The sequence below is a fragment of the Rhodovulum sulfidophilum DSM 1374 genome, from assembly GCF_001633165.1.
Lineage (GTDB): Bacteria > Pseudomonadota > Alphaproteobacteria > Rhodobacterales > Rhodobacteraceae > Rhodovulum > Rhodovulum sulfidophilum.
The window spans coordinates 817079-830193 of the sequence record NZ_CP015418.1; the positions used below are offsets into that span (position 1 = coordinate 817079).

The window sequence follows — 13115 nt, forward strand, 5'->3', positions numbered from 1 at the left end:
CCCCGCCTGACCCGATGGAATGCAAATGACACAGATCCTGAAACTGAAATCCGGCAATGCGCTGGAAGAGAAGAGCAGCTATTCCCGCCTCGTCGCGGCGGGCGACTGGATCTTCGTTTCGAACACCGCCGGGCGGAACCCGGAGACGAAGCTGATCCCCGAAGACGTGGCCGGGCAGACCCGCCAGGTCTTTGCCAATATCTCGCGCGCGCTCGCAGGCGCTCGCGCCTGCCTTGGCGATACCGTCTCGGCACGGGTCTTCATCCAGGAACCGGCCGACACTCCCGCCGTGATGGAGATCTTCGCCGAGATGTTCCGCGGCATCGATCCCGCGCTGACCGTCACCTGCCCGCCGCTCGGCTCGACCGCCTACAAGGTCGAGATCGAGGTGACCGCCTTCCGCGGCGCCTCGAACGGGGCGCAGAAGATCACGCTGGAGGGCTGAGGGATGGAACCGCTTGCAGATCTTCCCGTTTCCACCCTCGACATTCCCGCGAAAACCACGGTCGTGGTGATCGGTGCGGGGATCGCCGGGCTCTCGGCCGCGCTGACGCTCATCGAGCGGGGCATTCCCGTCTGCGTGCTGGACAAGGGCCGGATCGGGGCCGAGCAATCGGGCCGCAACCTCGGCTGGGTGCGCAAGACCTCGCGCGCGCCCGCCGATGTGCCGCTCGCGCAGGCCGCCGACCGGCTTTGGGTCGCGATGCCCGCGCGGACCGGATCCGATTGCGGTTACCGGCAGGCGGGGATCCTGTTCGTCACCCGTTCCCGGAAACAGATGGCGGTCTACGAGGACTGGCTGAAGGCCGTCGCGCCCCTCGATCTGGGCGCAAGGGCGCTTTCTCCGTCAGAGATCGACCACCTCGTGCCGGGCGGCACGGGCGGCTGGACCGGCGGCCTGCACACGGCCTCGGACGGCCGCGCGGAACCGTCGATGGCCTGTGCCGCACTGGCCCGGGCGGTGCTTGCAAAGGGCGGTCAGATTGTCGAGCACTGCGCCGTCCGCACGCTGTCGACCGCCACCGGAAAGGTCTCGGGCGTCGTCACCGAACGCGGCGAGATCGCCTGCGATCAGGTGATCCTGGCCGCAGGTCTCTGGTCGCGGCGTTTTCTGGGCAACCTCGGCCTCTTCCTTCCGACGCTGCCGCTGGTCTGCTCGGTCCTGCGCACCGCGCCGATGGAGGGGCCCTGCGAGACCGCCGTGGGCGGCCCGGACTTCTCCTTCCGCAAGCGGCTGGACGGCGGCTTTACCATCACCCAGCGAGGCCGGCTCGATGCGCCGCTCACGCCCGACCATCTGCGGCTCGGCCTGCGCTACCTGCCTGTCCTGCGGACGCAGAAGGGGGCGGTGCAGACGGGGCTCGGACGGCATTTCCTGAACGAGCTGCTTTCGGAAACACGCTGGCGGGAGGGCCGGATCACTCCCTTCGAGCGGTGCCGGATCATGGATCCGCCGGTCAATGCCGGGCTCAACGCCGAGGCCCTTGCCGCGTTGCGCAAGGCCTGGCCGGTCTTCGAGAATGCGCGCACCGCTGCGGCCTGGGCGGGCATGATCGACGTTACCCCCGACAGCGATCCGGTGATCGACAGCGTGGCCCGGCTGCCCGGTCTGACAGTCGCCACCGGCTTTTCCGGCCATGGTTTCGGTACCGGTCCGGCGGCGGGGCAACTGGCCGCCGATCTGGCAACCGGCGCCGTGCCGCTCGTCGATCCCGCCCCCTACCGGTTCTCGCGGTTCTGAGAGCAGGCCCGCAAACGCCGCTGCAGCGGACGGTTCAGGTCCCGTGGTGGCGGTGGCTCCGGCCCGGGCAGCGGCGGCGGCGCGGGCCCTGCCCGCAAGGTGTACATGGCCGCGTGGCACCTGCGGCCGGGCCGCCGTCAGAGTGGGGCCTCGCCTCCGCTCCGGGAAAGTCCAGGCGAGGCCTTGCGAATACCCCGAACGGCAGCTTGCCGCCGATTGTGTTGAAAAACTCCGGCAGCGGTTAAGAGGTAGCCTGAATTTGGAGCATTATCCTTCACAGAGGAGGAAGATATCTTCTGTGGATGGCCCCTGCTTTGCAAGAGCTTTATTGTGATTTTGCGGCGCCATTGTCAGTACAGTCGTCTGTCCGGCCTGTTTGCGTGACACCTTCGGGATGCCACTGGCCCTGATGAGTTCCGCAAGCGAGGTTCCAATCGGCTTAGCGACCTCGCGGGCCGCTGACATTCACGGAGTGTCCTTGCTTTTGGTTGACTTCGTTCCGCATCATCACGGTCCAAGCGTCTTGCAACTCGTGCCGGCCGGGCGGTCAGGTGCCCGGCTGGCGGTAGTCCTGTTGCTTCGTCAGCATGGCCCAGACGATCCGGGCGGCCTTGTTGGCCATGGCGACGGTGGCCAGCCGGAACGGCTTCTGGGCCAGCATCTTCGCCGTCCAGAGATCGGCACGCTCGGGATGCTTCCTGGCCATCAAGGCGCGCGACGTCATGCCGACGATCAGCAGCTTCCTGATGTAGCGGTCGCCCTTCTTGGTGATCTTCCCGAGCCGCTCCTTGCCGCCGCTGGATTTGTTCAGGGGGGGCAGACCCAGCCAGGCCGCCAGATCGCGCCCGGTCCGGAATTGTTTCGCATCGCCGATCGTGGCGATGATGGCCGAGGCGGTAATCGGACCGATCCCGGGTATGCGCATCAGCCGCCGGGCATCTGCCGTCATCATGGCGTGCTGTTCGATCATCCTGGTGTAGCCGACGACCCGGGTGTTGAGGCCCACCAGCTGATGGCACAGCGTCCCGAGAATACCGTTGGCCAGTTCCGGCATGTCGGGATGGTCCCCGCCGAGGTGGCGTTTGGCAAAGGTGAGGATGGCGCCCACTCCGGTCGGCAGGATGTGGCCGAATTCGCGCAAGATGCTGCGGATCATGTTCACGATCTGGGTTTGCTGCCGGACCACAAGATCGCGGGTGCGGTGGATCGCCAGGATCGCCTGCTGATCTTCCGTCTTCAGTTCGACGAAGCGCATCGTGGGTCGGCGCACCGCCTCGCAAATCGCCTCGGCATCGACCGCGTCGGTCTTGCCCCGCTTCACATAGGGTTTCACATAGCCCGCAGGCATCAGCCGGACGTCGTGACCGAGCTTGCCCAATTCGCGGCCCCAGTGATGGGCGGACCCACACGCCTCCATCCCGACGACGCAGGGCGGCAGGGCCTCGAAGAATTGCAGAAGCTTGGCGCGCTTCACCGTCTTGTTGAAAATGACGCGCCCATTCGCGGAAATCCCGTGAACCTGAAAGACATCCTTGGCCAAATCCAGGCCGACCGTATTGACTGTCATTGGGTGGCTCCTCTCTCAGCAGTCGATGACAACTGCACTATGGCGCATCGCGACGCCGGGGGAGCAGGGGCCATCCACATCATCCGCTTAAGAGGCGAGATCACCGAAAATCGGAATGATTTCCAACGAACTGGTACTCTGCGGCCACGAAAACGCGTTTTTCAACAGTATTCGACCTGTGTTGATTTTCTGGAAAAGGAGTCAGACGGCGTAGCTGAGCTCCGGTAAGTTGCGGCGGTTGCGAGCCCCCGAACCCCAATACTATCAGTGCCTTCTAGCCGCACCACACCAGGGGACGCGGCAGTCGTTGTTTGCGGCAGTCCCTCCGCACTTGTCGCAAGCCGAAGCAGAGCCGCAAGCGCGCCGCGAAGCTCGATCATCACGCCATCATGCCGCGTCCTTCCCGGAGACATGGTGAGCTTGCGAGTCCGGCGGGGCCTGATCGCGGGCCCTCATGCCGTAGCCGCGCTTCACCTTGGCGACCCGCAGGCGATAGTCACTAAATACTGTCGCGCGCCCGGCACTTTGCGCCGCCCGGTGTTTCTCGAGCCGCCGCCAGGCGAGGATCGGGGCCTCGTCCCGCTAGCGCCCCGTGCCGCCCTGCGGCGGTGCCGCATCCCTCCTTCCCTGGCGAATTGCGAGCCAGCCGGCGGGCAGCGGGCAGCCCTTTGAATGCACTGATGCTGGGCGCAGCATCCAACCAGCCGCCCATAAGAAGAGCGAATCCCGGAAGGTCGCCGCGTCTGCATCAGCTCGCTCCTAGATTGCAGATGCGGACCTTTGCTACGGAAGACCTGCACCGCGGCAAACCAGCCCTCGACCCTGCGGAGATTTTTGTACGACAAGAGATCGAGCCAGCCGTGACGTGCATAGCAAGCCTGGTCGGAAGCCATGACCCGTATTGCTTGTGCGCGACGGGATCGGATAGGGCCCCACGATTATATAAAACAGGGATCGGAGAACACGTGTCCATAGGAGCCATCATTAGTCTGACGACCTATTTCATCCTGATGATCGGGATCGGGATCTACGCCTACAGGAAGTCGACAGCGACGTCGGCGGACTACATTCTTGGCGGACGAAACCTTCCTCCCGCCGTCGCCGCACTCTCCGCCGGGGCATCCGACATGTCCGGCTGGCTGCTGCTGGGCTTGCCCGGAGCGCTCTATGCCGCGGGTCTCGTCGAAGCCTGGATCGGGATCGGCCTCTTCCTGGGGGCGCTCGTCAACTGGATCGTCGTGGCGCCGCGCCTGAGGGAACAAACCGAACGCTATGACAACGCGCTGACAATCCCGGCCTTCCTGGCCAATCGCTTCCCGTCGCGGGGCGTCATGCTGCGCATGGTTTCAGCGGTGATCATCGTGGTCTTCTTCGCCGTCTACACGGCCTCGGGCCTCGTCGCAGGCGGCAAGCTTTTCCAGAGCGCCTTCGATGGCAGCTACCAGTTCGGCGTCTGGCTGACCCTCGGCGTCGTGCTTGCCTATACCGTGGTCGGCGGCTTCCTGGCCGTGTCTCTCACGGATTTCTGCCAGGGCCTGATCATGATGCTGGCGCTGATCATCATGCCCGCGATCGTGCTGTATTCCGGAAAGGGCGCGGGCTTCGCCCAGGTCCAGGAGACGCTCTCCGGGGTCGAGGGGTTCTCCTTGGATCTCTGGACCCCCGACATGACGCTCATCGGGTTCATCTCGCTGCTGGCCTGGGGCCTTGGCTATTTCGGCCAGCCGCACATCATCGTCCGCTTCATGGCGGTGAAGAGCGTCGCCGCAGTCGCGACCGCGCGCAATATCGGCATGGCATGGATGGGCATCGCCCTCATCGGTGCGGTGGGCGTCGGCATCTTCGGTCGCGCCTATGTCGAGCGCAACGGCGTGGTGATCGAGGATAGCGAGACGATTTTCATCTATCTCGCCGACAACCTGTTTCCCGGGCTGATCACGGGCTTCTTTCTGGCAGCACTTCTGGCCGCGATCATGTCGACGGTATCGAGCCAGCTTCTGGTCTCGTCCTCCTCCCTGGCCGAGGATTTCTACAAGCTCGTGCTCAACAGGGGCGCCTCCGAGAAGACCCTTGTCGCCATCGGACGCATTTCCGTGGTTGCGGTCGGGGCTGTCGCCGCACTGATTGCAGGCGATCCAGAGAGCGAGGTGCTGGACCTTGTCGCCAATGCCTGGGCGGGCTTCGGAGCGGCATTCGGTCCGTTGGTCATCCTGTCCCTGACCTGGCCGCGCATGAACGGAGCCGGCGCCGTGGCGGGCCTTGTGGTGGGCGCCGCAACCGTCGGGCTCTGGATCTTTACCGGTCTGAAAGCGGCCACCGGCCTGTACGAGATCATCCCCGGCTTTGTGCTCGCATGGCTCGCGATCTACGTCGTCAGCCTCGCGACCAAGGATCGGGGCGAGTTCCGCTCGACGATATCTGCACCGGCTGAATGAGACCTGCAGGCAGAGGCCCGAAATCGGCCTCTGCCTTTGGGCCAGCGCCCTACCGACGGTGGGCAAGTTGATTGATGCCGGGCTGCATCTTGCTGGTGACTGCATGGCAGGTGACAGCCCGGCACAGCCTGCCCGCTCTGTCGCCCGACCCGGTAACGGTCGGGGCGCGGTGGCCGGGGCCTTCCTGATCGATCCCGCGTGCTGGAACGGCACCCTCGCCACCAGCCTTTTGCGAATGGTCGGCGGGCTTGCGCTTGCGACCGGGGTCGGCGCTCCGTTGGGGATCATCATGCACCGGTCGCCCGGGGCCGGAGCATTTCTGGCTCCCTTGCGCCTGCTGCCCATGAGAATACCCCGGCCGGTTCTGGCCATTCTCTGGACGCAGGGCGGTATCTGGACGGTGATCTTCAGCGTCGCGGCCCTGCTTGTGCGGGTCTTTCAGGTCGCGGTTACCGAAGGATTCTGCGCGGTCGATCCGCAGTTCGACGAGATGACCCGACCGTTCCGCGTGCTGCTTCGGCGACGGTTCGGGCTTCAGGGCATGGCGGACCGACCGGCGGCCACCCTGTCGAAAGGGCAGGCTCAGCGCATCGCGCTCTTGCGCGCGTTGAGCGTCAGGCCCGATATCTTGCTCCTGGACGAGGCCCTCGGCGGTCTTGACGGCGAATGCTTGGCAATCCGGGGGCGCCGTTATCGAGGTCACGCATGACCCGGCATGGCGGCTGTTTCAGAGGCGGTGCCTGTCGCTCCACCACCCGGGGGAAAGATAGCACCGGCGCGCGAAGGGAACTCTGATGACCGGCGCGGCGCAGGTTCGGCCCGCAAGAGAGTTTCGCCTGCGGCATCAATCGCCCCGCGCCTGATGCAGAGGGTCCGGGCGCGTTGGATCCGGGTGTTACGGCGCGCGGAAAGCCGATCGACCGCCTAAGGGACCCCCTCTTGCCGCCGGCCTCCCTGTTTCGGCCCGGGCGCCGGTCAGGTCAGCATCTGGCAGTCGCCGCAGACCGAGACCGCCTGTCCGGAAATCGTGCGCCCCCGCGGGCTGGTCAGGAACAGGATCTGGTCGGCGATCTGTTCGGGCTGAACATACTCCTTGAGGGAGGTGTGAGAGAACGCTTCTTCCTCCACCTGTGCGAAGGCTATGCCGCGCCGCTGTGCCTTGGCTTCCAGAACGCGGCGCTGACGATCTCCGGCCACGATGCCGGGAAGGATGGCGTTGCAGCGGATGCCGTCACGGCCCAGTTCGATCGCAAGGGATTTCGTGAAGCCGATCACCCCCCATTTCGCGGCGGAATAGGGCGTTCGAAGCGCAAACCCGACCCTGCCGGCGAGGGAGGACAGGTTGATGATCGAGGCGTTGGCGCTTTGCCGGAGCGCCGGAACGGCATGACGCACGCAGTGGAATTGCGATGTCAGGCAGACGGACAGGCATGTCTCCCAATCGGCAGGGTCGATGTCTTCGACCGGACCGGTGGGGCCCGCGATCCCGGCATTGTTCACCAGCACATCGAGCCCGCCCAGATGATCGAGGGCGGCGGTCATGAACTCCGCGATCTGACTGGCATCGCCCATATCCGTTCTCTGGCGAAAGACCGCGTCGGGAAGCGTTTCCAGCGCGGTCGCGTCGATGTCGCAGGTCGCCACGCGGGCGCCCTCGGCCAGATAGGCCTCGACGATGGCGCGGCCGATGCCCTGCGCGCCCGCGGTCACGACAACCCGCGCGCCTTCGAGATCCAGTTTCATGATATGATCCTCCTCCTGCTATCCTGCTGATCCATCCCGGCATGGGCGCGGATGAATTCCGAGGCGAAGCGGATATCCTCCGAGATCGCCTGGGCCGCTGTGTCTCCGTCGCGGGCCAGAAGCGCCTCGCACAGCATCCGGTGATGCCTGCGGGAATGGTGGCCGCGCGAATGCGCGCTTTGCTGTTCGGCGGGCAGGCCTGCCTCGACGCCGATGTCGAAATTGATGATCGGCCCGGCCTTGAGCCAGAGCATGGTGATCAGCTGCATCAGGGTTTCGGAGCCCGCTGCCCGGTAGACCGCGAAATGCAGATCCTTGTTGGCCGCCACGGCCGCCGCGCTGCCATAGGCGCGGTCGAGCACTTCCTCGAACCGCTCGGCCAGGGCGATGATGCCCGCGATCTCGGTCTTCGAGCTTCGCTCGGCGGCCAGCCGGGCCGCCTGGCCCTCGTTCAGCATCCTGACCAGGGTCAGATCCGCGAATTCGGCCGCCGTCATCAGGGGCACCATGACCGCCCGCTTGGGGCTGACCTCGAGGGCTCCGCTGGCGGCCAGGCGACTCACCGCCTCGCGGACAGGCATCATCGAGACCTCGAGCCGGTCCGCGAGATCGCGCATCGACAACCGGTCGCGCGGACGCAGCGCCCCGGATAACAGCATCTCGCTCAGGGTATCAAAGGCCTGATCCGAAAGCGTCTTTCGACGAACCGGGCGGATTCGATCAAGCGGCTGGGTCATAAATCCGAACACTCCGGTTGACGGTTCGATGTTTGCTCTGCAACTGTGATCTCAGATCACAACGAATCGGGACGAAGTGCAACTTCGATCTGAGGAGGAGGCGGAATATCGGTCATCGAACCGGTTCCCCGATCCGTTGTGATCCGACGAACGGTTCCAGGGAGGGAAACCATGACGACGACGAACTCGACCCGCAGGGGCTTCCTGCGGACAGGTGCGGCTGGTCTGGCGCTGGGCGTGGCGGCCCCGACCTATCTGCGTGCCCAATCCGCGCCGCTCAAGATCGGCCACCTGACGCCGACGACCGGCTTCCTCGGCCCTCTCGGCGAATATGCGCAGATGGGGATCAAGCTTGCGGTCCAGCATATCAACGACAATGGCGGCGCCGGCGGGCGGCAGGTCGAGCTGATCATGGAGGACAGCGTCAACCCGCAGACCGCCTCGACCAAGGCCGAGCGCATGTTCGAACGCGACCGGGTCGACATGATCGTCGGCGAGATCTCGTCGGCCTCCTGCCTGACGATCAGCCAGGTCGCCGCGCGCTACAAAAAGTGCTTCGTCAATACCGGCGGCAATTCCGACAGCCTGCGCGGCAAGGACTGCAACCGCTACATGTTCCATGTCGAGACCCAGAACTCGATGTATGTGAATGCCGAGGGCCAGTTCTTTGACGGGAAGGGGCTTGTCGACGGCAAGAACTGGTACACGATGACGGCGGATTACGCCTTCGGCCACGATCTTCTGGCGGCGGCGAAGGCCTTCCTCGATGCGAATGGCGGCAATCTGATCGGCGACGAGCTGGTGCCGACCGATGCCACCGATTTCTCGTCCTATCTGCTGAAGATCCGTCAGGCCGAACCGGATGTCGTCGCGCTGAACCTCGCCGGGACCCAGATCACCAACTTCCTGAAGCAATACGGCGAATTCGGGCTCGACTTCACGCTGGGCGGCTTCGGCTTCGACACGGTTTCCGCCTGGGCGGCGGGGGCGCGGAACTTCAGGGGCACCTGGCCGAATGTCTGGAACCACCTTGTGCCGAACGATGCCAGCCAGGCCTTCGTCAGGGCCTTTGTCGACGCCTATGGCAAGCCTCCGGAAAACCAGGCCTGGGGCGATTACAATGCCGGGCTGATCATGGCCAGGGCCGTTGCCGAGGCGGGCGATGCCGGTGGCGACGCGCTGGCCGACTATCTGGAAAGCCCCGAGGCGCAATTCGACCTGATGAAGACCCGCAAGGGCTATTTCCGCCCGTCGGATCACCAGCTGATCCAGGAGATCTACGCCATCACGGCGCTGCCCGCGGACGAGGTGCAGAACAAGTGGGACATCTTCACCACCTCGGATCCGCTGCCCGGACCCGATCAGCCGCTCGAGACATTGGCCACGAGCGTCACCGGCGGGACCTGCTCGCTCTGAACGCGCCAGAGGCGGGAGGCATCGGCCGCCCGCCCGATTTTTCCGGGACAGGACACGGGGAGGTATCGCACCGCCATGTTGGGGCTATTCGTTGCTCAGGTGCTGAACGGGCTGCTTGACGGGACCTATTATCTGCTGATCGCGCTGGGGCTGTCGCTGATCTTTTCGCTGGGAGGGATCATCAACCTCGCGCATGGGGCCTTCTTCGCGATCGGCGCCTATCTGGCGATCACGATCGCGCCCTTCGCCGGGTTCTTCGGGGCGCTGGTGCTGGTGCCGCTTCTCGTGGCGGGGCTTGGCATGGCGACCGAGCGCACGCTTTTCACCAGGTTCTACCGGGCCGATCCGCTTTATTCGCTGTTGCTGACCTTCGGTCTCGCCATGGTGATCGAGCAGGGGCTGCGCTGGATCTTCGGCGCCTCGCCGCAAAGCTTCAACATGCCCGAGATCCTGCGCGGGCAGGTCTTCTTCGGAGACTTCATCTATTCGCGCTACAGGATCTTCCTGATCGTCGTGGCCGTGGTCACGGTCGGAGCGCTCTGGGTGCTGCTGAACCGGACCGCCTTCGGCCGGATCGTGCGCGCGGGCGTGCAGAACCCCGAAATCGTCGGCGCGCTGGGCATCTCGCTGCGTCCCTACCTGTCGGTCGTGGCCGGGATCGGGATCGGGCTTGCCGGTCTCGCGGGCGTGCTGCTGGCGCCGATCTACACGATCCATCCGGCGATGGGCGCCGAGATCATCACGCTGGCCTTCGTCGTGGTGGTGATCGGCGGGCTCGGATCCTTCTGGGGGGTCATCATCGCCGCGGTGCTGGTGGGGCTGACCAAGGGCCTGCTGGTCGCCGTCGGGCTGTCCTCCTGGTCCACCGCCGCCATCTATCTGTTGATGTTCGTCGTCCTGATGCTGCGCCCGCGCGGCCTGCTGGGCGAACGCATCCTCCGTTTCGAGTAGATCCCCATGACCCGCATCCATCCGCTTCTGATCGCGGGCGCCGCGTTGATCGCGCTGCCCTTCGCCATCCAGGCCGCGGGCCTGACATTCACATCGGCAACCGAGGTCGTGGTCTACGGCCTGGCCTGCATGGGGCTCAACGTCCTTGCCGGGCGGACCGGCCTGTTCAGCTTCGGCCATGGCGCCTGGTTCGGGCTGGGGGCCTATGTCGCCGGGCTCAGCTCGCTGGCGATGGGAGGCGCCTTCTGGCTGCCCCTGCTGATCTCGGTCGGCGCGACGGCGCTGATCGCGGCGGGGTTCGGCTCTGTCATGTTGCGGCGCTCGGGGGTCTATTTCTCGCTCATGACGCTGGCGCTGTCCGCGCTGGGTTTCTCGATCGCGTTCCGCTGGACCGAGGTGACGGGGGGCGAGAACGGGCTGGGCGGGATCGACCGGCCGTCTTTCGCGGGCCTCGATTTCGAGATGTCTGAGCCCTATTACTGGCTCGTCGCGGCCATTGCATTTGCCATGCTGGTCCTGCTCTGGCGGGTCAACAACTCGCCCCTCGGAACCGTCCTCAGGGCGATCCGCGAAAACGAGCAGCGCACGCGCTTCCTCGGCTACAGGGTCGACCGCTACAAGCTGGCGGCCTTCGTGCTGTCGGCCTCGATCACCGCGCTGGCGGGCGTGCTTCTGCTTTACAAGAACCGCATGACCTCGGCCGAACCCATGTCCGTGGTCTTTTCGGGCGAGTTGCTGGCCATGGTCGTGATCGGCGGCATGCGCGGCTTTCTCGGCCCGGCGCTGGGCGCGCTGTTCTATATCCTCTTCCGCGAATATCTCTCGATCTACACCGACAACTGGCTGTTCTGGTTCGGTCTCGTCTTCGTGGGCTTCGTCCTCTTCGCCCATGACGGCCTGATCGGCATTCCCGGCCAGATCCGGCGCCATCTGCGCCCGCCGCCCGAAAGCCATGCCGCGATGGCGGGGCGCAAGGCCGAGACCCATCCGCTTCCGGCCTTCCTGAAGCCAAGCGACCATGTCGACGGGCCGCTTTTGGTGGCCGATGGCATCTCGAAATATTTCGGCGGCTTCAAGGCCGTGGACGAGGTCAGCATCGCGGTTCGCGACCGCTCGCTTCATGCGCTGATCGGGCCCAACGGCGCGGGCAAGACCACCGCCTTCAACCTGCTTTCGGGTCTTTACGAACCCAGTGCGGGCAGCCTGACGCTTGCCGGCGCCCCCCTGTCGGGCCGCACCCCCGAAGAGGTCTCGGCGGCCGGGCTTGGCCGAAGCTTCCAGATCACCAATCTGTTTCCGTCGCTCAGCGTAAAGGAGAACATCCGCCTCGCGGTGCAGGCGGCCTCGCCCCGGCGCATGAACCCGCTGATCCGCGCCGAGGGGCTCGAGGAGGTCAACGACCAGACCGCGCAGATCCTCGACTATGCCGGGCTGGCAGGCATGGAAACGGCCGAGGCCGCGTCGCTGTCCTATGGCGGTCAGCGGCTGCTGGATCTGGGGCTTGCGCTTGGAAACCACCCCCGCATCCTGCTGGCCGACGAGCCGCTGGCGGGGCTGTCGGTGGCCGAACGCGAACGCATCGGACGCTTGCTGAAGGCGTTGTCGGCCGACATCCCGGTCCTGCTGGTCGAACATGACATCGACCGTGTCTTCGAGCTGGCCGACCGCGTGACGGTGATGAACGAGGGGCATGTCCTGCTCGACGGAACGGTCGAAGAGACCCGGTCCGATCCGCGCGTGCAGGAGGTCTATATCGGCTCGGGCACATCGGCGGTGGCGGCGCGGCCCCGTGTCAGCGCGGCGCATGACAAGGTTCTGCTTTCCCTCGACGGGGTGAATGTCAGCTATGGCAAGAGCCATATCCTCCACGATGTCAGCTGCGCGTTGCGGCAGGGCGAGATCCTTGCCCTTCTGGGCCGGAACGGCGCGGGTAAGTCGACGCTGCTGAAGGCCCTGATCGGCATCGCGCCGGTCGGCAGCGGCGAGATCCGGCTGGATGGCACGGTCGTTTCCGGCCTGTCCTCGGCAGAGATGGCGCGCTCGGGCATTTCCTACGTGCCGCAGGGGCGGGGCCTGTTCGCCGGCATGTCGGTGGGCGAGAACCTCGAGCTCGGCCGGATCAAGCGCCGGAAGGGCCATGGCGTTCACTGGACCGACGAGCGCATCTTTTCCTATTTCCCGCGCCTGAAGGAACGGATCGACACGCCCGCCGACTATCTTTCGGGCGGCGAGCAGCAGATGGCCGCGGTGGCGCGCGCGCTTGCCGGCGACACCCGCGTTCTCTTGCTGGACGAGCCGTTCGAGGGGCTCTCTCCCGCCGTCGTCGAGCAGCTTTTCGAGACCTTCGACCGCCTGCGGCAGGAAGTGTCGATCATCATCGTCGATCACAATCTCGATCTCGCGCTGACCCTGTCGGACCGGACGGTGGCGCTTGAACGGGGCAGCATCATCCATGAAGGCCCCTCTGCTGCGCTGGCGACCGATATCGACCTTCGCCGCAAGGTTCTCTGGCTCTGAGAAAGGAA

Annotated in this window: 10 protein-coding genes; 7 read left to right on the forward strand and 3 right to left on the reverse strand. The window is 65.3% G+C overall.

Features of this window, described 5'->3' with window-relative positions; genetic code table 11:
- Nucleotides 1–25 precede the first annotated feature (25 nt).
- The gene (locus A6W98_RS04050) at nucleotides 26–445 is read left to right on the forward strand and encodes a Rid family hydrolase (RefSeq protein WP_042458211.1); all 420 of its coding nucleotides are present in this window, start codon (nucleotides 26–28) and stop codon (nucleotides 443–445) included.
- 3 nt (nucleotides 446–448) lie between these two features.
- A complete protein-coding gene (locus A6W98_RS04055; RefSeq protein WP_042458214.1) occupies nucleotides 449–1741 on the forward strand; it encodes an NAD(P)/FAD-dependent oxidoreductase in 1293 nt (430 codons plus the stop codon).
- Between the two features lie 547 nt (nucleotides 1742–2288).
- Here the strand turns inward: A6W98_RS04055 and A6W98_RS04060 are convergent.
- The gene (locus A6W98_RS04060) at nucleotides 2289–3308 is read right to left on the reverse strand and encodes an IS110 family RNA-guided transposase (RefSeq protein WP_042456325.1); all 1020 of its coding nucleotides are present in this window, start codon (nucleotides 3306–3308) and stop codon (nucleotides 2289–2291) included.
- Between the two features lie 770 nt (nucleotides 3309–4078).
- Here A6W98_RS04060 and putP point away from each other — a divergent pair.
- Together putP and A6W98_RS21820 are read left to right on the forward strand one after the other, a co-directional pair.
- On the forward strand, nucleotides 4079–5743 hold the full coding sequence (gene putP / locus A6W98_RS04065) for a sodium/proline symporter PutP (protein ID WP_207759088.1): 1665 nt from the start codon (nucleotides 4079–4081) through the stop codon (nucleotides 5741–5743).
- A 169-nt stretch (nucleotides 5744–5912) separates the two neighbouring features.
- On the forward strand, nucleotides 5913–6452 hold the full coding sequence (locus A6W98_RS21820) for an ATP-binding cassette domain-containing protein (protein ID WP_052677914.1): 540 nt from the start codon (nucleotides 5913–5915) through the stop codon (nucleotides 6450–6452).
- A gap of 266 nt (nucleotides 6453–6718) precedes the next feature.
- Here A6W98_RS21820 and A6W98_RS04075 read toward each other — a convergent pair whose 3' ends face one another.
- Both A6W98_RS04075 and A6W98_RS04080 read right to left on the reverse strand, forming a co-directional pair.
- Nucleotides 6719–7486 carry an SDR family oxidoreductase gene (locus A6W98_RS04075; RefSeq protein ID WP_042458221.1) on the reverse strand — a complete coding sequence of 256 codons (768 nt, stop codon included), beginning with the start codon at nucleotides 7484–7486 and terminating at the stop codon, nucleotides 6719–6721.
- A complete protein-coding gene (locus A6W98_RS04080; protein WP_042458224.1) occupies nucleotides 7483–8223 on the reverse strand; it encodes a GntR family transcriptional regulator in 741 nt (246 codons plus the stop codon). The genes A6W98_RS04075 and A6W98_RS04080 overlap by 4 nt, the downstream gene beginning before the upstream one ends.
- A 171-nt stretch (nucleotides 8224–8394) precedes the next feature.
- Between A6W98_RS04080 and A6W98_RS04085 the strand changes: the two genes are divergently transcribed.
- The 3 genes from A6W98_RS04085 (at nucleotide 8395) to A6W98_RS04095 (ending at nucleotide 13107) form a co-directional block, all read left to right on the forward strand.
- The gene (locus tag A6W98_RS04085; RefSeq protein WP_042458228.1) at nucleotides 8395–9639 is read left to right on the forward strand and encodes an ABC transporter substrate-binding protein; all 1245 of its coding nucleotides are present in this window, start codon (nucleotides 8395–8397) and stop codon (nucleotides 9637–9639) included.
- A 75-nt stretch (nucleotides 9640–9714) separates the two neighbouring features.
- Nucleotides 9715–10590, forward strand: coding sequence for a branched-chain amino acid ABC transporter permease (locus A6W98_RS04090; RefSeq protein WP_042458231.1), 876 nt, complete (start codon nucleotides 9715–9717; stop codon nucleotides 10588–10590).
- A 6-nt stretch (nucleotides 10591–10596) separates the two neighbouring features.
- Entirely contained in the window at nucleotides 10597–13107 is a 2511-nt protein-coding gene (locus A6W98_RS04095; RefSeq protein ID WP_042458234.1) for a branched-chain amino acid ABC transporter ATP-binding protein/permease, read from the forward strand.
- Nucleotides 13108–13115: the final 8 nt, after the last annotated feature.